The sequence below is a fragment of the Actinomyces sp. HMSC075C01 genome, from assembly GCF_001812965.1.
Taxonomy (GTDB): domain Bacteria; phylum Actinomycetota; class Actinomycetes; order Actinomycetales; family Actinomycetaceae; genus Actinomyces; species Actinomyces acetigenes.
On the sequence record NZ_KV810986.1, the window covers coordinates 60276 to 81048 of the forward strand.

Consider the following 20773-nt stretch of genomic DNA (forward strand, 5'->3'; position numbering starts at 1 on the left):
GACCTCCTCAGGCCCGACGGCGCAGCAGCACCGAGTCCCATCCCGGTAGCGCCTCTGGCAGGCCTGCGTGAGCCGAACCGGGCTGGACGTCCGGGTCGGCGGCGCGCAGCACCTGCTCGGCCCCGCTCCATTCCCCTGGCTCCAGGCCCTCGGCCGCAAGCGCCGCCAGCAGGCCGCCCTGCCCGGTCAGGGGCAGGTCCTCGCGGGCGCACTGGGCGATGAGCAGCAGCTGCTCGATGCCGCCGCCCTGTGCCTCGGGGGCGCGCCACTGACGCAGGATGACCCAGGCGGTGGGGTGGTCGGCCGCCAGGAGCCGGAAGGTCCCCAGGGCGAGGGCGTCGTCGTCGTGCCGCAGGGCGATGAGGCGGCGGTAGTGCTCGAAGACGCTGCCGGGTACTCCCACCTGGGCGGCGGCGTTGACGGTGCCGTGGTCGGGGGCCAGGGCGATCCAGGGCTCGCCGGTGGTGAACCCGGCCTTCTCGCTGCTGTCCCAGTGGACGGGGGTGCGGGCGTTGTCCCGGGAAACGGGGGCGATGCCAGCCAGGACGGCGGCCGGGTCGTCGCCGGCGCGCACGCGCTCGTGGAAGTGGTTGACGGACTCCAGGTCCCGGTAGTCCTCGATGCCGCGGAAGACCGTGTTGGCCATGCCCAGCTCCTCGCCCTGGTAGATGTAGGGGGTGCCGCGGTGGGTGTGGAGGATCGTGGCGAGGGTCTTGGCCGAGCGGACGCGCCAGGCGGGGTCGTCGTCGCCGAAGCGGGAGACGGCGCGGGGCTGGTCGTGGTTGTCCCAGTAGGCGGAGTTCCATCCCTTCTCCGCGCTCACGGCGCCGGTGGGGGTCGTGGCGGGGGCGAGGGCGGCCTGCCAGTGGGCCAGGTTCTGCTTGAGGGTGACGAGGTCGAGGGGCTGAGGGTCGAACTTGCCGCCGGGTCCGTCGGTGAGGCTGACGTGCTCGAACTGGAAGACCATGTCGAGCTCGCCTCGGGCGGGGTCGGTGTAGAGGGCGGCCTCGGCGCTCGTGGCCCCGGGCATCTCCCCGACGGTGAGGATGTGGCCGGGTCGGGGCGCGAGGACCTGCTGGTTCATCTCGTGCAGGAACTCGTGGATACGGGGCCCGTTGGCGACGGCGGCGAAGGCGTTGCCGTAGAGGTCGCCCTCGCCCTGGGGCGCGTCAGTGAGCGGGTAGGTCTTGGAGATGAAGTTGATGACGTCCATGCGGAAGCCGTCGACGCCGCGGTCCAGCCACCAGGTCATCATCTCGTGGATGGCGCGACGCACCTGCGGGTTCTCCCAGTTGAGGTCGGGCTGCTTGGGTGAGAAGAGGTGCAGGTAGAACTCCTGGGTGTCCTCGTCCCAGGCCCAGGCCGACCCGGAGAAGGCCGACCCCCAGTTGGTGGGCTCGGTTCCCGGCTGCCCGGGGGCGAGCCCATCGACCTGCCGGGCGGGACGCCAGATGTACCAGTCGCGCTTGGGGTCGTCCTTCGAGGAGCGGCTGGCGGTGAACCAGGGGTGCTCATCGCTGGTGTGGTTGACGACGAGGTCCATGACCAGGCGCATGCCGCGGCAGTGGAGTCCCTCGATGAGGGCGTCGAGGTCGGCCAGGGAGCCGAAGAGGGGGTCGATGTCCTGGTAGTTGGAGATGTCGTAGCCGTTGTCGTCCTGAGGGGAGCGGTAGACGGGGCTGAGCCACACGACGTCGACGCCCAGCTCGTCGAGGTGACCCAGGCGGCTGGTCAGGCCGGGGATGTCGCCGATCCCGTCACCGTCGGAGTCGGCGAAGGAGCGGGGATAGACCTGGTAGACGACGGCGCGGCGCCACCAGTCCGGATCGTCGCCGACGTGGCGGGCGGAGACAACGAGGGGTGCGGGAGAGGTCACGGGTGACTTCCTTCCAACCGACCAGAGGGGACGCGAGGTAAGCGGGGCGGGCCGGGTGCGTGAGGGCCTGCCCCCTGCTTCGCCGCCAGGGCTGACGGGGCCTTGCGGGACGGTACCGATTGTGTCAGAACACGCCGCGGTCCAGGGCCGATTAAGATGAGTTCTCGCGTCTCATTCAGGGCGCCGCCTCTCCCGTCGCTGCCTGCGACGATCCCTGTTGTGAAAGGCCGACTGTTGGTTTCTCCTCTCCGCGATGCCCCTGACACTCCGCGTCCGGCCGCTGCCCGCCCTGAGGCGGTCATCACCGGGACCTCGTCGGAGGAGTCCCGCTACCGGTTCACGGTGCTCACCTCTCGGCTCATCCGCATGGAGCACTCCCCCACGGGCGTCTTCACCGACGCCGCCACCCAGCTGGTCGTCAACCGCGACCTGGGTGAGACGCCGTCGTTCCGGGTGGTGCGCGGCCAGGACCGTCTGGAGATCATCACCGAGCACCTGCACCTGACCCATGTGCCCTCCCTGGGGTTCTCCCCCTCCGGGCTCAGCGTCAGGCTGCGCTCGACGGCGCTGCACGCCCACGGCGGCACCTGGCACCACGGCGACGTGTGGGATCCGGCCGAGACCTTCCCGACGAACCTGGGCGGCACCACCCGCACCCTTGATGAGGCCGACGGCGCCATCGCCCTCGGCCCGGGCCTGCTGAGCCTGAGCGGCATCACCGCCCTGGACGACTCGGCCTCGCTGCTGCTCACCCAGGACGAGTGGGTCCAGCCCCGTGAGCCCGGCAACCGCCTGGCCGACGGGGCGCAGGACCTCTACGTCTTCGGCTACGGCCAGGACTACCAGGAGGCGCTGCGGGACTTCTTCCGCCTCACCGGGCCGAGCCCCCTCATCCCGCGGGCGCTGCTGGGCAACTGGTGGAGCCGCTACCACCCCTACAGCGACCAGGAGTACCTGGCGCTCATGGACCGCTTCGTCGCCGAGGAGCTGCCCTTCTCCGTGGCCGTCATCGACATGGACTGGCATGTCACCGACATCGACCCGGCGATCGGCACGGGCTGGACCGGCTACACCTGGAACCGGGAGCTGTTCCCGGACCCTGCGGCTTTCCTGGCCGGCCTGCACGAGCGGGGCATGCTCACCACGCTCAACGTGCACCCGGCCCAGGGGGTGCGCCGCCACGAGGAGGCCTATGAGGAGGTCTGCGCCGACCTGGGCCTGGATGCGAGTACCGGAGAGGACGTGCCCTTCAACATCGCCGACCGGGACTTCGTGGGCTCCTACCTCTCGCGCCTCCACCATCCCCTGGAGGACGAGGGAGTGGACTTCTGGTGGCTGGACTGGCAGCAGGGCGGCTCCACGACGGTTCCCGGCCTGGATCCGCTGTGGATGCTCAACCACGTCCACTACCTCGACTCGGGTCGCGAGCGCCCGGCGGCCGACGGTGGCGTGGAGCGTCGCCGCCCGGTGACCTTCTCGCGCTTCGCCGACGCCTCGAGCCACCGCACCCCGGTGGGCTTCTCCGGGGACACGATCATCAGCTGGGACTCCCTGCGCTTCCAGCCGCGCTTCACGGCCACGGCCGCCAACATCGGCTACTTCTGGTGGTCCAACGACATCGGCGGGCACATGCTGGGCGGCAGCGACGACACGATGGCGGCCCGCTGGTTCCAGCTGGGCTGCTTCTCCCCCATCAACCGCCTGCACTCGTCGAACTCAGGCTTCACCTCCAAGGAGCCCTGGCGCTACTCGCGTGACGCCCGCGCCACGATGGAGGCTCACCTGCGGCTGCGTCACCGGCTGGTGCCCTACCTGTACACGTGGGCGCGTCGCTCGGCGAGTGAGGGCATCGCTCCGGTGCGCCCGGTCTACCACGACCACCCGCGTGAGCTGACCGCCTACGAGCACCGGGGCAGCTTCTACTTCGGGGACCTGCTGGTGGTGCCCTTCACCTGCCGGCTCGATGAGACCACCGGTCTGGGGCGGGAACTGACCTGGCTGCCCGACGGCGTCTGGTACGACCTGCCCACGGGTCGCCGCTATGAGGCCACGACCGGCGGGCGCGGGCGCATGCTGAGCCTGTCGCGCCCCCTGGACCGAATCGGGGTGCTGGCCCGGGCCGGCTCCGTGATCCCCCTGGCCGGGAACCTGACGGAGGCGGCCGGGGACAATCCGCGCGAGCTGGAGATCGTCGTCGTGCCCGGGGGCTCGGGGAGCTTCACCCTGGAGGAGGACGACGGCTCGGCACAGCCCGGGGAGGACCGCATCGCCCGCACCCACATGGCGCTGACCTGGCCGGAGGACGAGGACGGCGCCGACGTGGTGCTGCGCATCCGCCTGGAGGGGGCGGCCGACGTCGTGCCGGCCTCGCGGCTGGTGACGGTGCGGCTCCTGGCCGGTCGGGTGACCGGCGCCTGGCTGGGGGTGGGTGAGCGGGCGCGCCGGCTGGCCACCGAGGAGGTCAGTGGGGACGGCTTCACCCTGGGGGCCGGGACGTTGGTGCACCTGGAGGAGCTGAGCCGCCAGGACCTCATCGACGGTGTCCAGCTGGTCCTTCGCGGCACGGAGCACTCCCCGGCCGACTGGCGCAATGAGGTCCACGCGATCCTGGACGGGGCGCGAGTGGAGTACATGGCCAAGGACTTGGCCTGGGACGCGGTGCAGCGGGGCCTGAGCGGAACCGCCCTGCTGGGTGAGCTCGAGGCCCTGGGCCTGCCGGAGACGCTGCGTGCGGCCGTGGCCGAGGTGCTTCCCCACTCCTGAACAGGCTCCGAGCACCGACTCCGGCGGGTCGGCTCGAACGGACCGACGGGCGCATCCGGCCGCCGCTAGGCTGCTGGGTATGAGTGAGAGTCCCACCCCGCGCTTCCCGGAGGCCGAGCCCTACTTCGTCGGCGACGAGCGCACCAACCGCGAGCGCATGCTCGCCGGTGACTGGTACGTCTCCGACGACCCGGACAACGCCAGGATCGCCGCCCACGCCCGCACGATGCTCCACCGTTTCGAGCGGGCCTTCGCCGAGGGTGAGGAGGACTGCTGGGACCTGCTGCGCTCAGCGATCCCGGGGCTGGGCGATCAGGCTCGCCTGCTGCCGCCGGTGCGCGTGGACTACGGGGACAACATCGCCGTGGGTGAGGGGACCTTCGTCAACTACGGGCTCGTGGCCCTCGACGTCGCCAGGATCAGTATCGGCGCGCACTGCCAGGTCGGCCCGAACGTCCAGCTGCTCACGCCGGTGCACCCCCTGGAGCCGACGCCGCGCGCCTGCTCCCTGGAGGCGGCCGATCCCATCACGATCGGGGACAACGTGTGGCTGGGTGGCGGGGTCATCGTGTGCCCCGGCGTGACCATCGGGGACGACTGCGTCATCGGCGCGGGCTCGGTGGTCACCAAGGACGTTCCCGCCAGCAGCCTGGCGGTGGGCAACCCGGCCCGGGTCCTGCGTCAGCTGGACGACTCCACCTTCGGCCCACGCCATCAGCACCTGCCTCAGGAGACGCCGCAATGAACCCCGAAGCCTTCTCCGAACTGGCCGCTTCCCGGCACTCCGTGCGGGACTTCCGGACCGATCCCGTACCGCCTGAGGTCATCGAGGAGATCCTGGAGGATGCCCGCCAGGCACCGAGCTGGTCGAACACGCGCCCCTTCATGGTGGCGCTGGCCACCGGTGAGCAGGCGGACCGTCTGCGGGCGGCCTACGTCAAGGAGTTCGACGCTGCCCTCCCCCTACAGCACAAGGAGCGCGGGGCGATGGCCCGCCTGGCTCTGAGCGGCAAGGCGCCCGACGGTGACTACCGGACCTGGGCGCCCTACCCCGCGGACCTGCTGCCCCACTCTCAGGCGGTCGGTGGCCGGCTGTACGCGCACATGGGTATCGCCCGCAAGGACCGCGATGCCCGTGACGCGGCCGCCCGCCGCAACTGTGAGGCCTTCGGCGCCCCGGTCATCGGTTTCGTCCTGGTCCACCAGGGCCTCATGCCCTTCGCCGCGCTCGACGCCGGGATCATGCTGCAGACCCTGTTCCTGTCCGCCAAGGCCCACGGCGTCGACTCCTGCCCCCTGGGGGTCCTGGCCACCTGGCGCCGCCCCTTCGACGCCGAGTTCGAGGCGCCGTCGGACTACCGCCTCATCACGGGCTTCGCCCTGGGCTACGCCTCCGAGGCCCCCGTCAACGACTTCCGGGCCGAGCGGCGCCCCGTGCGCCTGGTGCCGAGCCGCAGCTGATCCGGTTGCGGTCGACTCACGCCGTCACCGCCCACGGTGCTCAACGTCGCGGTCGTACCTTGAGCCTCGCGTTCGAGGGGTAGAGGGTACGACCGCGCGCCCTATGATACGAACACAAGGTGCTCCGTCCTGGTTTCGTGACCGATCCTAGGCCGGCTGTGTGCCGTCCAGTGCGGCCTGAGGCGGGCGGTGCCAGCAGGGCGGGACAACGAGCCCGCGCCGGCGGACCGCCAGCAGCATGGCCACGCCGGCCGCCGTGCACACGATGATCGCGACGACGGAGGCCTCGATCCCCATGGCTCCGCCGGTGAGCAGGTCGGGGCCGGTGAAGCGGGCCTCGATGAGTCCGCGTCCCGACCCGGTGCCGGAGATGTCGGAGCCGAAGATGCCGCCCTGGACGAAGTTCCAGGCGGCATGCAGCCCGATCGCCAGCCACAGACGACGGGTGAGCAGATAGCAGGCGCCCAGCAGGATGCCCGCCTCCAGTGCGATCGCCACCGCACCGAAGACGGTGGCTTGAGGGTTGCCGAGGTGGGCGGCGCCGAAGAACGCCGCGGTGATGGCCAGCGCCCACCAGGTCCCCAGCCACCCCTCGATGAGGCGGAGCATGACACCTCTGACGAGGATCTCCTCGGTGAATCCGGCGACGATACCAGCTTGGAGGCCGACGAGGATCCCCGTGCTCCAGCCGACATCCATTACGTGGTAGGAACCGAGCAGGGCCAGGACCGCGATGACGGTGCACATGAGCAGCGCACCCATGGCCAGGCCGGCCAGGAGCTCACGCAGTGCCGCCCCGCGCCCGCCCAGCTCGATGACGGGCCGGCCACCGACGAAGCGCACCAGCAGCCAGTACCCGAGCACGGTCAGGGGCACGGCACTGACCGCGACGATGAACGCGGCACCCGGCCGGGCTGCCGCCCCGCCCCCGTGTCGCACGAGTCCAGTCGCCGCCGCCAGCAGCCCGACGATCATCTGAGCGCCGAGGACGACCAGGATCCCCAGAAGGAGCTGGAGCCAGCCGAGGCGCTCCGCCTTTCGCGCAGGGATGCGCCACTGGGGACTGACCGGGACGAGCCGGTCCAGAAGGCGAGGCGCCCGAGGCGCTACCGATGACGCTGGAGAGGAGGCCGGGGCGTTCATGACCCCAGTGTTCCCCGTCTGCCGGTCGCCACACCTCCCCCACCAGGAGGAACCGGCGCCCACGGATCTCAGCACGGTGTCCGATACCGCGGGAGGTGGGCGAAGGATGGATCCGTCAGATTTTGGCGACGGGGGCGTAGCGCAGAATGAGGCGCTTGGTGGTGGGGGCGCCGTCGATGACGAACTCGACGCGGGCGGTCAGGGACCGCCCCTTGCCCTCCAGGCCGACGACGGTGCCCACCCCGTAGGAGTCGTGGCGCACCTGGTCACCGGTCCTCAGCCCGGCGACGGCTGCGGGCAGGTCCTGTGATGCGGCGGCCGGTGAGGAGTCGCTCTGCTTGCCGCGAGCCTCGAGACGGGCGGAGACGCGCTTGGCGGCCCGGTCCTGGGCGGTCTCCACGCGCCCCAGCTTGCCCGAGCGCTTGGTGCCTGCGCCCACGGGTGGGGCGAAGTCATCGTCGTCGGAGTAGGCGCTCTGCCGGGAGGCGCCCGAGCGCCGTCCGCCCGAGCCGAAGCCGCCCTCGCCCCAGCTGCTGCCCCAGCCGGTGCCGCCGCCGCGCAGCGCCTCCATGGAGGAGGCCAGGCGCTTCCAGTCGATGGTCTCGGCCGGAACGTCGTCGAGGAAGCGGGAGGCGGGCATGGCGTTGGCGGCTCCCCAGGCCGAGCGCACGGCGGCGCGGGTGAGGTAGAGGCGCTCGCGGGCGCGGGTGAGGGCCACGTAGGCCAGGCGCCGTTCCTCGGCGAGCTCGGTCTCCTCGGTCAGGGAGCGGGCGTGGGGGAAGGTGCCGTCCTCCATGCCGGTGACGAAAACGACCGGGAACTCCAGGCCCTTGGCGGTGTGGACGGTCATGAGGGTGATCTGGCCCTGCTCCTCGGCCTGCCGGGCGTCCTCGTCCTCCAGGTCGGCGCTGGGCGGGAGCTGGTCGGAGTCGGCCACGAGTGAGACGCGTTCGAGGAAGTCGGCCAGGGTGCCGTCGGGGTTGGCGGCCTGGAAGTCGCTGGCCACGGAGTGCAGCTCGGCGAGGTTCTCCACGCGGGTGGCGTCCTGGGGGTCGTCGCTGGCGCGCAGCTCGGCGAGGTAACCGGAGGCGTCCAGGGCGGAGTCGAGAACGTCGGCGACGCCGTCTCCGGCGGTGACCATGTGGCGCAGGGTGGTGAGCAGCTCGTGGAAGCCGCGCACCTGGTTGCGGGCCCGGGTGGTCAGGCCCTCGACCTCGGGCGGCTCGCCGGCCCCTGCGGTGGAGGGGGCCTGCCCGCCGGTCTCCTCGGTCTCGCCTGTCTGAGCCTCGCGGGGGGCTCCGGCGGCGTCGGCGACGGCTTGCCCGAAGGAGACGGAGTAGCGGGCGGCGTGCTCGGCCAGGGCGCCCTCGGCCTTGTCACCCAGGCCGCGCTTGGGGACGTTGAGGATGCGGCGCAGGTTGACGTCGTCGTCGGGGTTGTCGACGGCGCGCAGGTAGGCGATGGCGTCCTTGATCTCGCGGCGGTCGTAGAAGCGGGTGCCGCCGATGACCTTGTAGGGCTGGCCGGCGCGCATGAAGGCCTCTTCGAGGGCCCGGGACTGGGCGTTGGTGCGGTAGAAGACGGCGACGTCGCGGGGGCGCACGCCGTGCTCGTCGGCCAGGCGGTCGACCTCCTGGCTGATCCAGCGGGCCTCGTCGTGCTCGGAGTCGGCGACGTAGCCGGTGATGGGGGCGCCGTCGCCGGCGGCGGTCCACAGGTTCTTCTCACGCCGGCCGCTGTTGCGGGAGATGACGGCGTTGGCGGCCGAGAGGATGTTCTGGGTGGAGCGGTAGTTCTGCTCCAGCAGGATGGTGCGCGCCGAGGGGTAGTCCTGCTCGAACTCCTCGATGTTGCGGATGGTGGCGCCGCGGAAGGCGTAGATGGACTGGTCGGAGTCGCCGACGACGGTGAGCTCGCCCGGCGGCAGGGCCGAGCCGGCCCCGGAGGTGCCAGGGCCGCCGACGAGCTCGCGCACGAGGACGTACTGGGCGTGGTTGGTGTCCTGGTACTCGTCGACCAGGATGTGGCGGAAGCGGCGCCGGTACATCTCGGCCACGGCCGGGCGGGTCTGGAGCAGGGCGACGGTGCGCATGATGATGTCGTCGAAGTCCAGGGCGTTGGCGGCATTCAGGCGCTGGGCGTAGGCGCGGTAGACCTCGGCGAGGTGGCGTTCGAGGGGGTTGGAGGTGACGGCGCGCTCGGCGAACTGGGCCGGGGTGATGAGCTCGTTCTTGAGGTCGGAGATGCGGTGGGCGAAGGTCTTGGGGGTGAAGCGCTTGGGGTCGATGCCCAGCTCGCGCACGATGAGGGTGATGAGGCGGGTGGAGTCGGCGGCGTCGTAGATGGAGAAGGTGGAGCGCAGGCCGGCGGCCTCGTGCTCGCGGCGCAGGATGCGCACGCAGGCGGAGTGGAAGGTGGAGACCCACATGCGTTCGCCGGCGGGCCCGACCAGGGCGGTGACGCGCTCACGCATCTCGGCGGCTGCCTTGTTGGTGAAGGTGATGGCCAGGATCTCGCCGGGGCGGGCGCGGCCGGTGGCGATGAGGTGGGCGATGCGGTGGGTCAGGACCCGGGTCTTGCCCGAGCCCGCGCCGGCGATAATGAGCAGGGGGGCGCCGGCGTGGGTGACGGCGGCCTCCTGGGCGGGGTTGAGGCCGGAGAGCAGCTCGGCCGGGTCTGAGACCGTCACCCCCCAGGGCCGGCCGGAGGGCTGGCCCGAGGACACGGCGCCGCCGGCCCGGGCGCGGGCCGCGGCAGCACTGGCCTGGGCGCGGGCGACCAGGGCGGAGACCTCGTCCTGGTGCTCCTCCCAAGTGGGGGCCGCGGCGGACTCGTCCTCGGGCGGTGGGGCGTCCTCGGGACCCCAGTCCTCCTCCGGGGCCTCGACCTCGGCCCAGGAGTCGTCGTCGAAGGAGCCTGCGGTGGGGATGAGGGCGGGTAGCGCGGCCTCGGGCGGCGGCGTGGCCGCACCGCCGGAGCCGGGCATGGGCAGGGCGCCGAAGAGGGAGTTCATCGCGTTCATCGTGAGACCAAGCCTAGGCCAGGCCACCGACACGTTCCGCTTTCCCCGCCGCACTGCCGGCCTTCACAGTACGTTGTGAACAGGTTGCGAAAGCCGCTGAGAGAGGAACCGAGATGCGCACCATCGCCTTGTACACGACCGAGACCATGGCGGACTGGGAGTACGCCTACCTCACCACTCAGGTCGCGGGCGCGGAGCAGCTCAAACCCGGGCGCTTTCGGCTGCTGCTTGTGGGCGACGGGCTGGAGCCGGTGCGCACGCTCGGGAACCTGCCGCTGACGCCTGAGTCCGATCTCGACGCCCTGAATGCACTGGCCGACGATGGTTCGCTCGCGGCCCTGGTCATCCCTGGAGGGGACCACTACGCGGCCGGACACGAGCGGCTCATCGAAACCGTAGGCCGCCTCGTGGAACAGGAGATTCCGGTGGCGGCCATCTGCGGTGCCACGCTTCTGCTGGCCCGCGGTGGTTTCCTGGACGCGCGCCTCCACACCTCGAATGCCGCCTCCTACCTGGAGGCCAGTGGGTACCGCGGCGGCACCCACTACGTGGAGGCGCCAGTGGTGACTGACCGGGGTGTCACCACGGCCTCAGGCATTCACGCGGTTCCCTTCACTGCGGAGGTCATGCGGATTACCGGGCTCGTGCCCGATGCGATGGCCGACGCCTGGGAGCAGGTCTTCCTCAACGCCGGGGAGAAGGACTACATGGCGCTCATGGAGGCGACCGCCGCCTGGCAGAACAGCTGAGAGGGCACGGGTCAGCGCCTGCCTCCACAGGACAACGAGTCACTACGACACGCCCCTGGCATCAGCGGCAAGCCGCGGCCGCTCGACTGAGCAACCTCTCCTCGAAGGGACCACAGAGCCCGCCCAAGGACACTTCCTTGCCCACCTAGTACGAACCTCGTACTATACGTTCCACGTAGTAGTTGGATGTGAGCGCAGCATCTCGCTGTCGCGAGAGTCCGGGGAGGCTTCCATGGGTCGAGCGATCGAGTACCGCAGGTTCGGCGGACCAGAGGTCCTGGAGGAGGCCGAGCGCCCGGCGCAGGCACCCGGTGACGCAGAGGTACGCGTCGCGGTGCGCGCCGTCGGGCTCAATCCCCTCGACTTCAAGACCTTCGAAGGCGACCTGCGAGGGCTTGAACGGGTTCAGCACGTCATTCATCCTCGACGGTGGCTGGAGGGCGCATCCTCCCGTTTCCCCAGGGGCGTGGCCCGAGACTTCGCGGGAGTCATCGACGCAGTCGGTACCAACGTCACCGACCTCTCCGTGGGCGATGCCGTGCTGGGTACCTTGCGAAGTGCTCCCGGTCAGGCCGACACCCGCGGGGCACTCACCACCGAGCTGGTAGCGCCCGCCGACGGCGTCGTCAAGAAGCCGGCCCCGCTGTCCTTCACGCAGGCGGCCTGTCTGGGTGTGGCCTCGCAGACCGCGTGCGGCGCATTCAGGCAGCTGAACCTGCGCGAGGGCGATGTCATTGTCATCAGTGCCGCCGCAGGCGGTGTGGGTTCGGTCGCCTCTCAGCTGGCCGTGAGCCGAGGCGCGACCGTCATCGGAATCGCCGGCGCCCGCAATGTGGACTACCTCCGCTCCTTGGGGACCATTCCAGTCACCTACGGTGAGAATCTGACCAGCCGGGTTCGCGAAGCGGCTCCCTCACCTGTCACCAAGCTCCTGGACTGCTACGGCGGTACCTACGTACGACTTGGCCGCGATCTTGGGCTGACGGGCCGTTCCATTGGCACTCTGGTTCCCTCGCCCGCGGCGATCCTCAGGGGCGCGCAGTTCACCGGCTCACGACACAGTAACGGACGCCGCGACCTCGAGAAGGTGGCACAGCTGGTGGCGGACGACGCCATCAAGGTTGAGGTCGCCCACACCTATTCCTTCACAGTGGAGCAGATTCGCGCCGCCTACACCGAGCTGGCAAAGGGCCACGTCCGCGGCAAGCTCGTCATCGATCTATCCTGACACTCATCCATGTTCACCTCGATCAGGAGGGCCGCTTGGGCAGAGGGATTCACGATCAGCGTCTCATCCGGGCGCTGCGCGCCATGAATAGCGAGCTCGCCGCCAGCAATCGCGCTGTCGCTGCGAAAACTGGGCTCAACGACAGTGATCTTGCGGTACTCGACGCCCTGCACCGCGACGGTCCGCAGACCCCCACTGCCCTCGCCCGCCGCACTCGGATGGGGACGACAACAATGACGAGTGTGCTGCGGCGACTCGTCCGCGATGGATGGGTTGAGCGTCGCCCCAGTGAGACGGACCTGCGATCCTTCACCATCCACGCCACAAGCGCTGATCGTCTTGCCGAGATATTCCTGCCCGCCAACCGGAGACTGACCGCCCTGGTGGACGGCTGGCCCGAGAGCCGGGTCGATCAGCTCATTGAGTTCTTGGAGGACGCCACGACGGTGATCCACGAATCGGCAGAGCAGCTATCAACCAAGGACGGCGACAACTTCTGAGCTCGCTAATACTTCCCCACGCGCGTATACGCACAGTGCCGGATCCACTCTGACGGTCCATCCTCGACAGGTCTCTGGACTCGCATCGCTCACGGCTCCACGATAGAGAGGTGTACTCCGAGACGGTTCTGAGTGAGCAGCGCACGCTCTGGCAATCGGCGGGCGGCAGCGCCGCCATCGTTCCCGCTGACGGATGCGTCGACCTCATCGTCCGCAGCGAGCAGGTACTCCTGTGCGGCCCGCAGACTCGTGTCATCCACGCTCCCGCCGACGGCATTCAGCCGACTGTCGGTTTGAGGTTGGAGGCGGGCACCGCTCGCAAGGTCCTGCCCGTTGCGCTCGGTGAGCTGAGGAACCGAGTAGTGGAGCTGCGTACCGCGTTGGGGTCGGAGGCGGTTGCCTTGTACGACCTGATGATGCGAGCGAGCAACGCTTCCCGGCCCGATCTCGTGCTCTCTGAGCTGCTTGTTGACCAGGCGGAGCCGTGGGTGACGACGGCGCACCGACTCGCCCGGACCGGAGCGTCAGCCCGAGATGCCGCCCGGGCTCTGGACTGGTCGGAGCGCACGCTGCGCAGATGAATGCTGGAGACCTTCGGCTACGGGTACGCCACTCTGGTACGTGTCGGGCGGTCGCTCCAGGCCCGCTCGCTTCTCCAGCGGGGACTTTCACTGGCCGATGTGTCAGTGACTACGGGTTATGCGGATCAGTCACATATGACTCGTGAGTTCACGCGCTTGGTCGGGGCGACGCCGGCTCAGTTCTCCAAGGCCGCGAAGAGGTCGACGCTGTTGCCGTCAGGATCGAGCACCGTGGCGTAGCGCTGTCCCCAGGGAGCATCCCATGGCTTGGTGCGGCCTTCGTATCCTGCTTGGACGAGCCTGGCATAGGTATCGTCCACGGCACTCACCGTCCCCTGATCGAAGGCCAGGGCGATGCGGTGACCTCCCGAGGGCGACTCATAACCAGGGTCGAGGCTGCGAATGAGATCGATGGTGTCCCACGCCAGAACGGTGCCGTCGTCAAGTCTGGTATCGACATGAGGCTCGTCGTTCCCTTCGGGGACGGGCGCTCCAAGCAGACGGTAGAAGGAGAGTGAGGCAGACATGTCGCGAGTCACGATGCCGATGAATCCAAGTCGTAGTGCCATAGCGGCACCCTAGGCCACCTACACCACCACGTCTTGAACAGAACGGCCACGACCTCCAGGCCCTTGAAGGACGAGCCCACACACGCTCAATCCGCGACACCTCAGCTCACCGAATGCGAGCAAGCATCACGGTGCCATCACAAGTACCCGCGACGCCAAGATCAACCCAAATCTAACGCCGTCGCTCAGGCCGCATAGACATCCTCGGCACCCCTCAGCACCGAGGACTTGTAGTAAGGATTCTTGACCGACTCAGCAACGACCAGGTCAATCTTTCTTCCGAAGATCCTCGTCAACTCATCCTGCAGGCCGAAGAAGTCCGCGAATCGATCCTCCCGGCCCGTCTGGAAGTCGACAAGAAAGTCGATGTCGCTGGCTTGGGGATCAAAATGATCGGTAAGCACTGATCCGAAGACACGCAATCGCGCAACACCGAACCTGGCGCATGCCTCCGATAGCGCCTTGGTATCGATTGCCACTTTCACAGTCACAGAGCTATTCTCTCAGAACCGCGGAACGATGACCAGAGAACCAACTACGTCGGCCGCCGAGGCGGTAGGCGGCCCAGCCATCTTTGCCTCGCCTACCGAAATACCTACCGCACGGCGCGCAGGTAGCGGTCGCGGCCGGTGAGGTCCTGGCCGGTTTCGGCCTGCTTGAACCCGGCCCCGAGCGCGGCCGCGCGCAGCAGCGCCCCCTGCTCGTGGTCGTGCTCCATGACGAGCACCCCGCCGGTGCGCAGCAGCGCGACCGAGCGCACCAAGACGTCAATCGGAATCTCCAGCCCGTCAGGGCCCCCGCCATAGAGCGCCACAGTGGGCTCGTGCTGGGCCGTCTCGGCGTCCTCCACGGCGCCGGCTGGAACGTAGGGCGGGTTGGAGACGACGACGTCGACCTGCCCGTTGAGGTCGTGAAGGACCAGCGGGTCGGTGGCGTCGGCGTGAATCACCTCAACCCGACCGGGCACCAGCCGCTCACAGTTCTCGCGGGCCAGGGACGCGGCGGTCTCGCTGACCTCAACGGCGACCACCCGGGCTCCCGGCACCTCCTTGGCGACGCAGGCCGCGATCGCGCCCGAGCCGGTGCACAGGTCGGCGGTCAGGACCACTCCCCCGCCGCCGTCCATCACCTCGCGGGCCGCCTCAATGGCGGCCCCGGCCACCACCTCGGTCTCCGGGCGCACGATGAACACGCCGGGACGGCTGATGAGCTCGGCGCCCCGCAGCCACATGCGGCCGATGATGTGCTGGAGGGGCTCACGGCACTCGCGACGCAGCACCAGCGCGTCATAGGCGGCCGGGAAGTCGCCGTCGGCGCCGTCGGCCAGCAGCAGGGCGCGCCCCAACAGGTGCTCGGCCAGGATTCGGGCATCGACCTGCGGGCTGGTCACACCGGCCGCAGCCAGCCGACCTGCCGCCTGGCGCACCAGCGCCCGCAGCCCGTAGCGGTCCACCGCGCCCGCAGGCGCGCCGCCACACAACTCAGGAACCACTGCCCTCACCCACCTGGGATAATCGTTCAGCCTCGTCCATGGCGATGGCCGAGGCGATCACCGGGCCGAGATCACCGTCAAGAACGGCGTCAAGGTTGTAGGCCTTGAAGCCGGTGCGGTGGTCGGCGATCCGGTTCTCAGGGAAATTGTAGGTGCGGATGCGCTCGGAGCGGTCCACAGTGCGCACCTGACTGCGACGGGCCTGCGCCGCCTCGGCGGCCGCCGCCGCCGCACGCTCGGCCAGGAGCCGGGCCCGCAGGACCCGCATGGCCGCCTCCTTGTTCTGCAGCTGAGACTTCTCGTTCTGCATGGACACGACGATCCCCGTGGGCAGGTGCGTGATGCGCACGGCCGAGTCCGTGGTGTTGACGCTCTGGCCTCCCGGGCCCGAGGAGCGGAAGACGTCGATGCGCAGGTCGGCGGCGTCGATCTGGAGCTCACCGGGGTCGTCGGCCTCCGGCATGACCAGGACGCCGGCCGCGGAGGTGTGGATGCGCCCCTGGGACTCGGTGACCGGGACGCGCTGGACGCGGTGGACGCCGCCCTCGTACTTCAGGTGCGCCCACGCCCCGTCCTGGGGCTCCACGGGCCCGCGGGCCTTGATGGCCAGGCGCACGTCCTTGTAACCGCCTAGGTCGGAGTCGGTGGCGTCCAGGACCTCCACGGCCCACCCCTGCCGTTCGGCGTAGCGGGAGTACATGCGGGCCAGGTCGGAGGCGAACAGCGCCGACTCCTCACCGCCCTCACCGGCCTTGACCTCGATGATGACGTCGCGGGAGTCGTCAGGATCCCGGGGCACAAGGACCTCGCGCAGGCGCTCCCCGGCAGCGGCCTCGGCGGCCTCCAGGGCCGGCACCTCGGCTGCGAAGTCCTCATCCTCCACGGCCAGCTCGCGGGCGTCGGCCAGGTCGGCGCTGGCCGACTGCCAGGCCCGGTAGGCGGACACGACCCTGCCCAGCTCGGCGTAGCGGCGCCCCAGCCGTCGCATGGCACCGGGGTCAGCGGCCGCGGGCCCGGCCATCTCGGCCTCGATGTCCGCGTACTCGGCCAGGAGCGGCTCTGCGGCGGAGAAGTCCTCACTCATGGACTCGGGTTCCTTCACTGGCTAGGAGTCGTGCTGACGGGCACCAGCGGCACTCGTGCGATATGCAAACGACGCCGACGGCGACTCTGGGAGCCGGCCGCCGGCGTCGTGAGACGCGGCTACTTGCTGCGCTTGCCGTACCGGGCCTCGAAGCGGGCAACGCGGCCACCGGTGTCGAGGATCTTCTGCTTGCCGGTGTAGAACGGGTGGCAGGCCGAGCACACGTCCACGCGGATCTCACCGGAGGTGACGGTAGAGCGGGTCTCGAAGGTGTTGCCACAGGTGCACGTGACCGTGGTGGCCACGTAGTCGGGGTGGATGCCCTGCTTCATAGGTTTCTCCTTAAGCGTCAGAGGGTCCCGGGTCCCACGCGGGAGCGAGGGTGAACCGGAGGCCAGCAGCAGACTATGCCACCGGCCGCCGGCCCGTGCAACGGTTTTACCGCGTGAGACCGGGCACCTGGCCGGTTGCGTTACTCGCCCTCGCCGTCGGCCAGGGAGGTGCCGGCCGGGGTGGTCTTGGACAGCACCATGAGGAACTCGGCGTTGGACTGGGTGTCCTTGAGCTTGGAGAGCACCAGCTCGATGGCCTGCTGCTGCTCCAGCCCGGCGAAGAGGCGGCGCAGGCGCCACATGATCTTGAGCTGGGCGGGGTCGATGAGCAGCTCCTCGCGACGAGTGCCGGAGGCCGCCACGTCCACAGCCGGGAAGATGCGCTTGTCGGCGAGCTGGCGCGACAGCCGCAGCTCCATGTTTCCGGTCCCCTTGAACTCCTCGAAGATGACCTCATCCATCTTGGAGCCGGTCTCCACCAGGGCCGTGGCCAGGATGGTCAGGCTGCCGCCGTTCTCCACGTTGCGGGCCGCCCCGAAGAAGCGCTTGGGCGGGTAGAGGGCGGAAGCGTCCACACCACCGGAGAGGATCCGACCGCTGGCCGGGGCCGCCAGGTTGTAGGCGCGCCCGAGCCGGGTGATGGAGTCCAGCAGCACGACGACGTCCTGGCCCAGCTCCACGAGGCGCTTGGCGCGCTCGATGGCCAGCTCGGCCACGATCGTGTGGTCGGAGGCGGGGCGGTCGAAGGTGGAGGCGATGACCTCGCCCTTGACCGTGCGCTGCATGTCGGTGACCTCCTCGGGGCGCTCGTCGACGAGCACGACCATGAGGTGGGCCTCGGGGTTGTTGACGCTGATGGCGTTGGCGATCTGCTGCAGGACGATCGTCTTACCCGCCTTGGGCGGGGAGACGATGAGCCCGCGCTGCCCCTTGCCGATGGGCGAGACCAGGTCGATGATCCGCGGGGTGACGGCCTTGGGCGTGGTCTCCAGACGCAGCTGCTCCTGGGGGTAGAGGGGGGTGAGCTTGGCGAACTCGGGGCGGCGCTTGGAGCGCTCGGCGTCCATGCCGTTGACGGTCTCGACGCTGACCATGGGGTTGTACTTGACCCGGCCGGCCCGGTTCTGACGGCGGTTGTTGCGCCCGCCCTGGTGGGTCGTGGAGGACTCCCCGCCCTCACGGACCCAGCCGGTCACGGCGTCGCCGGCACGCAGCCCGTTGTCCTTGATGAGCTGGTTGGAGACGTAGACGTCCTTGGGGCCGGGCAGGTACCCGGAGGTGCGCAGGTAGGCGTGCTGGTTGTCGGTGACGTCCAGGATGCCGGCGACCGGCAGGAGGACCTCGTCCTCGCGCGGCTGGTTGCGGTGGCCGCGCCCCGCGGAGCCGTCCCGGCCCTCGCGGCCGGAGTCGCGGTCATCGCGGTCGAAGCGGTCGCGTCCGCGCTTGCGGCCCCGACGACGACGCCCCCCGCGCTCGTCGTCGTAGCCGTCGGAGTCATCGTTGCCGTCACGGCCCCGGCGCGAACGCTCCTGGGGCTCGACGACGGAGGTCCCGGTGGCGTCGGCCAGGTCCCGCATGAGAGCGGCCTTGGCGTCGGCGTGGTCCTCGGGCGAGTCGGTACGGGGCTCGCGCGAGGCGCGCTCCTGGTTCTCGGGGGCGCCAGCGGAGGCCTGGACGCGCCGGCGGCCACGGCGGAACTGATCGCGCGAGGAGCGATCGCCCCGCTCCGAGCGGCCGTAGGAGTCGCGGTCGTCACCATCAGCGGTCTCGGAGCGCTCGGCGCGCTCACGCCACCGACTGCGTGCGGGGCGCTCCTCGTCACGGCCGGAGCTGCTGTCCGAGCCGCTGCCGGAGGGGCCGGAGCGATCGGGCAGTTCAAGGCCCAGGTCGAGGGCCGGCGCGGGCTGACGCTCCTCGGGGGCACCGGAGGCCGCGGTGGCACGGCGGCGGCGGGAGCCTCCTGAGGCGGCAGCCCGGGGCTGCTCGGGTGAGTCCTCACTGGCTGATGAGGTGGAGGCAGAGGAGTCGGCGGCGTCGGTCGCCCCGGCGTCGGGCGAGCTCTTCGACGCACTGTGGGAGTCGGGAGTGGAGGCGGAGGAGGAGCTGCGTGCCTGACGGATGGCGGCGACGAGCTCACTCTTACGCATGCGGGAGGTGCCCGTGAGCCCCATGGAGCTGGCGAGCGACTGAAGCTCGGCCAGACGCATGGTGGAAAGCGAGGGCTGGGCGCTGGAGGTCTCGGTCACGAGTGTCCTAACGGTGTGATGACGCTCCGCGGGAGGAGACGTTCAACTGGGGAGACTTCCCCGGAATCATTCACGGGGTGGGTCATGCACTGCCGGCTTCTGCTGAGGCCTGAGCCTCAGGTCCGGGGCTGGTGCGGTCAGCGGCGTGGTGCAATCCGCGCGGCCGACGGCGTCAGCATAGCAGCCCATTCGCGCAGTGCCTAACGAAACACCGGCGAGTAACGTCGGGGATGCCGCCGTTATTCCACCCACGACGTCCCTCGCCACGTCGACCCCATCGGGGTGATCGACTCGGGCTCACTCGAGTCGGCTCCTGTCCTCCAAGCTCTCGGGATCGCGCCTTCAGCGACCTGCGAGAAGCGCCCCCATGGGCGCGAAGTCGGCCAACGGGTCAACCGGCGCCTGGCGCGGGAAGCGCTCCATGAGTGTGGCCAGCTCCCGCCCTGCCCTGGCCACGCGCTCGTTCAAGGGAGCCTCGGGCCTCTCGGAGGATGACGGCGTCTGCCAGGCCGCGCCGAAGTCCTCACTGGCCGCGAAGACAGCGGTCGGCGATCCGGCCAGGGACTGGGTGCCCCCGGACGAGGCGATGGGCGTAGTCGTGTCAGCGGTCATGTCATCCATCTCCTGCTTGTCACTCGTCATGTCGAAGGTTTCCCATGCCATCTCAGATCCTCACCTTCCGGCCCGTGAGCGGGTCGAACTCGTTGGACATGGAGAAGGGCTTTTCAGCCGGAGGCTCGGTCCCCTCCAGCGACTCCCCTGGTAGACGTAGGTGTTACGGAAGTAGGGGGTGTAGCGCTCGATGGCCTCGGCCTCGTTCCTCGCGGCGAAGATCTGTCCACCCAGACCCACGATCGCCTGCTCGGGCTTGCCGTGGCCGTAGAAAGCGAAGCGTTCGCGGTAGAGGTCGACCATCTTCTTGACATGGTCGATGGGCCAGAAGATGTTGTTGTGCAGGTAGCCGTCTCCGTAGTAGGCGGCCTGCTCGGCAATCTGCGGCGAGCGGATGGAGGCGTGCCATACGAAGGGCGGGACGCCGTCGAGCGGGCGAGGCATGGAGGTGAAGTCCTGCAGCGCGGTGCGGAACTCACCCTCCCAGTCCACGTTGGTCTCGCGCCACAGGCGGCGCAGCAGGTCGTAGTTCTCCACCGCGAGCGAGATGCCCTTGCGGATGTCCTTGCCGAACCAGGGGTAGACGGGGCCGGTGTTGCCTCGCCCCATCACGAGGTCGACGCGTCCGTCGGAGAGGTGCTGAAGGTAGGCGTACTCCTCAGCCAGACGCACTGGGTCGTTGGTGGTGATAAGAGTGGTCGCGGTGGTCAGGAGCATCTTGTCCGTGCGTGCAGCGATGTTGGCCAGCAGGGTCGTGGGTGACGACGGCGCGAAGGGCGGGTTGTGGTACTCCCCGGTGGCGAAGGAGTCCAGACCCGCCTGCTCGGCCAGGACTGCCATCTCGACGGTGTTCTTGATGCGCTGGTGCTCACTGGGGGCCTTGCCGGTGGCCGGGTCAGTGGTGATGTCTCCAACCGTGAAGATTCCGAACTGCATAAGACGTCCTCCCTGTTCTCAACACTGGTATTCAATGATTTCTTGTGTACTGAGAGAACTGGAGAGGTCTATGTTTATTTCTCAACCATCTAGATGTGGTGCACGCCCCATGTGGAAGCAGGGCTCTGCCGCCTCACCGGGGATTCTGTGTTGTCTCATGACTTCTGGGAGTTTCGGAT

The 20773-nt window shown here is 69.4% G+C and carries 19 protein-coding genes; 8 read left to right on the forward strand and 11 right to left on the reverse strand.

The window, feature by feature from the left end; genetic code table 11:
- Window positions 1–7: 7 nt before the first annotated feature.
- Complete coding sequence (locus HMPREF2883_RS05595; protein ID WP_070659544.1) at window positions 8–1876, reverse strand: alpha-glucosidase; 1869 nt, start codon at window positions 1874–1876, stop codon at window positions 8–10.
- 234 nt (window positions 1877–2110) lie between these two features.
- Between HMPREF2883_RS05595 and HMPREF2883_RS05600 the strand changes: the two genes are divergently transcribed.
- From HMPREF2883_RS05600 to HMPREF2883_RS05610, 3 genes are all read left to right on the forward strand, one after another.
- Window positions 2111–4639 (forward strand): glycoside hydrolase family 31 protein, encoded by a 2529-nt coding sequence (locus HMPREF2883_RS05600; protein ID WP_070659546.1) that lies wholly within the window; start codon window positions 2111–2113, stop codon window positions 4637–4639.
- A gap of 79 nt (window positions 4640–4718) precedes the next feature.
- Window positions 4719–5384 carry a sugar O-acetyltransferase gene (locus HMPREF2883_RS05605; protein ID WP_070659548.1) on the forward strand — a complete coding sequence of 222 codons (666 nt, stop codon included), beginning with the start codon at window positions 4719–4721 and terminating at the stop codon, window positions 5382–5384.
- Window positions 5381–6100, forward strand: a complete 720-nt coding sequence (locus HMPREF2883_RS05610) for a nitroreductase (protein WP_070659550.1) — start codon at window positions 5381–5383, stop codon at window positions 6098–6100. Before HMPREF2883_RS05605 ends, HMPREF2883_RS05610 begins: the two co-directional genes overlap by 4 nt.
- Window positions 6101–6247: 147 nt before the next feature.
- Here the strand turns inward: HMPREF2883_RS05610 and HMPREF2883_RS05615 are convergent, their stop codons facing one another.
- Both HMPREF2883_RS05615 and HMPREF2883_RS05620 read right to left on the reverse strand, forming a co-directional pair.
- A complete protein-coding gene (locus HMPREF2883_RS05615; RefSeq protein WP_070659552.1) occupies window positions 6248–7243 on the reverse strand; it encodes a CPBP family intramembrane glutamic endopeptidase in 996 nt (331 codons plus the stop codon).
- A gap of 115 nt (window positions 7244–7358) precedes the next feature.
- A complete protein-coding gene (locus HMPREF2883_RS05620; RefSeq protein WP_070659554.1) occupies window positions 7359–10265 on the reverse strand; it encodes a UvrD-helicase domain-containing protein in 2907 nt (968 codons plus the stop codon).
- 113 nt (window positions 10266–10378) lie between these two features.
- On the opposite strand from HMPREF2883_RS05620, the gene HMPREF2883_RS05625 reads away from it, so the two are divergent.
- The 5 genes from HMPREF2883_RS05625 to HMPREF2883_RS15475 all read left to right on the forward strand — a co-directional run bounded on the left by HMPREF2883_RS05625 (window position 10379) and on the right by HMPREF2883_RS15475 (window position 13563).
- Complete coding sequence (locus tag HMPREF2883_RS05625; RefSeq protein ID WP_070659557.1) at window positions 10379–11014, forward strand: DJ-1/PfpI family protein; 636 nt, start codon at window positions 10379–10381, stop codon at window positions 11012–11014.
- Window positions 11015–11246: 232 nt separating this feature from the next.
- Entirely contained in the window at window positions 11247–12242 is a 996-nt protein-coding gene (locus tag HMPREF2883_RS05630) for an NADP-dependent oxidoreductase (protein WP_070659559.1), read from the forward strand.
- Between the two features lie 35 nt (window positions 12243–12277).
- Complete coding sequence (locus HMPREF2883_RS05635; protein ID WP_256277351.1) at window positions 12278–12742, forward strand: MarR family winged helix-turn-helix transcriptional regulator; 465 nt, start codon at window positions 12278–12280, stop codon at window positions 12740–12742.
- Window positions 12743–12852: 110 nt separating this feature from the next.
- On the forward strand, window positions 12853–13323 hold the full coding sequence (locus HMPREF2883_RS05640; protein ID WP_256277352.1) for a DUF6597 domain-containing transcriptional factor: 471 nt from the start codon (window positions 12853–12855) through the stop codon (window positions 13321–13323).
- Window positions 13324–13563, forward strand: coding sequence for a helix-turn-helix domain-containing protein (locus HMPREF2883_RS15475; protein ID WP_256277353.1), 240 nt, complete (start codon window positions 13324–13326; stop codon window positions 13561–13563).
- Here the strand turns inward: HMPREF2883_RS15475 and HMPREF2883_RS05645 are convergent.
- The 8 genes from HMPREF2883_RS05645 to HMPREF2883_RS05680 all read right to left on the reverse strand — a co-directional run bounded on the left by HMPREF2883_RS05645 (window position 13500) and on the right by HMPREF2883_RS05680 (window position 20594).
- Window positions 13500–13892, reverse strand: a complete 393-nt coding sequence (locus HMPREF2883_RS05645; protein ID WP_070659560.1) for a VOC family protein — start codon at window positions 13890–13892, stop codon at window positions 13500–13502. The two genes, HMPREF2883_RS15475 and HMPREF2883_RS05645, sit on opposite strands and share 64 nt — an antisense overlap.
- A gap of 185 nt (window positions 13893–14077) precedes the next feature.
- Window positions 14078–14383, reverse strand: a complete 306-nt coding sequence (locus HMPREF2883_RS05650; RefSeq protein WP_070659562.1) for a nucleotidyltransferase family protein — start codon at window positions 14381–14383, stop codon at window positions 14078–14080.
- Between the two features lie 104 nt (window positions 14384–14487).
- Window positions 14488–15384: a peptide chain release factor N(5)-glutamine methyltransferase gene (gene prmC, locus HMPREF2883_RS05655; protein WP_070659564.1), complete on the reverse strand. Its 897-nt coding sequence runs from the start codon at window positions 15382–15384 to the stop codon at window positions 14488–14490.
- The gene (gene prfA, locus HMPREF2883_RS05660; protein WP_070659566.1) at window positions 15374–16468 is read right to left on the reverse strand and encodes a peptide chain release factor 1; all 1095 of its coding nucleotides are present in this window, start codon (window positions 16466–16468) and stop codon (window positions 15374–15376) included. The genes prmC and prfA overlap by 11 nt, the downstream gene beginning before the upstream one ends.
- A 119-nt stretch (window positions 16469–16587) precedes the next feature.
- Entirely contained in the window at window positions 16588–16800 is a 213-nt protein-coding gene (gene rpmE / locus HMPREF2883_RS05665) for a 50S ribosomal protein L31 (protein WP_003782958.1), read from the reverse strand.
- Between the two features lie 140 nt (window positions 16801–16940).
- Window positions 16941–19046, reverse strand: a complete 2106-nt coding sequence (gene rho, locus HMPREF2883_RS05670) for a transcription termination factor Rho (protein WP_070659568.1) — start codon at window positions 19044–19046, stop codon at window positions 16941–16943.
- A 342-nt stretch (window positions 19047–19388) separates the two neighbouring features.
- Complete coding sequence (locus HMPREF2883_RS05675) at window positions 19389–19709, reverse strand: NADPH-dependent FMN reductase family protein (protein WP_070659570.1); 321 nt, start codon at window positions 19707–19709, stop codon at window positions 19389–19391.
- Window positions 19710–19718: 9 nt separating this feature from the next.
- Window positions 19719–20594, reverse strand: a complete 876-nt coding sequence (locus HMPREF2883_RS05680; protein WP_218079127.1) for a CE1758 family FMN-dependent luciferase-like monooxygenase — start codon at window positions 20592–20594, stop codon at window positions 19719–19721.
- Between the last annotated feature and the right edge of the window lie 179 nt (window positions 20595–20773).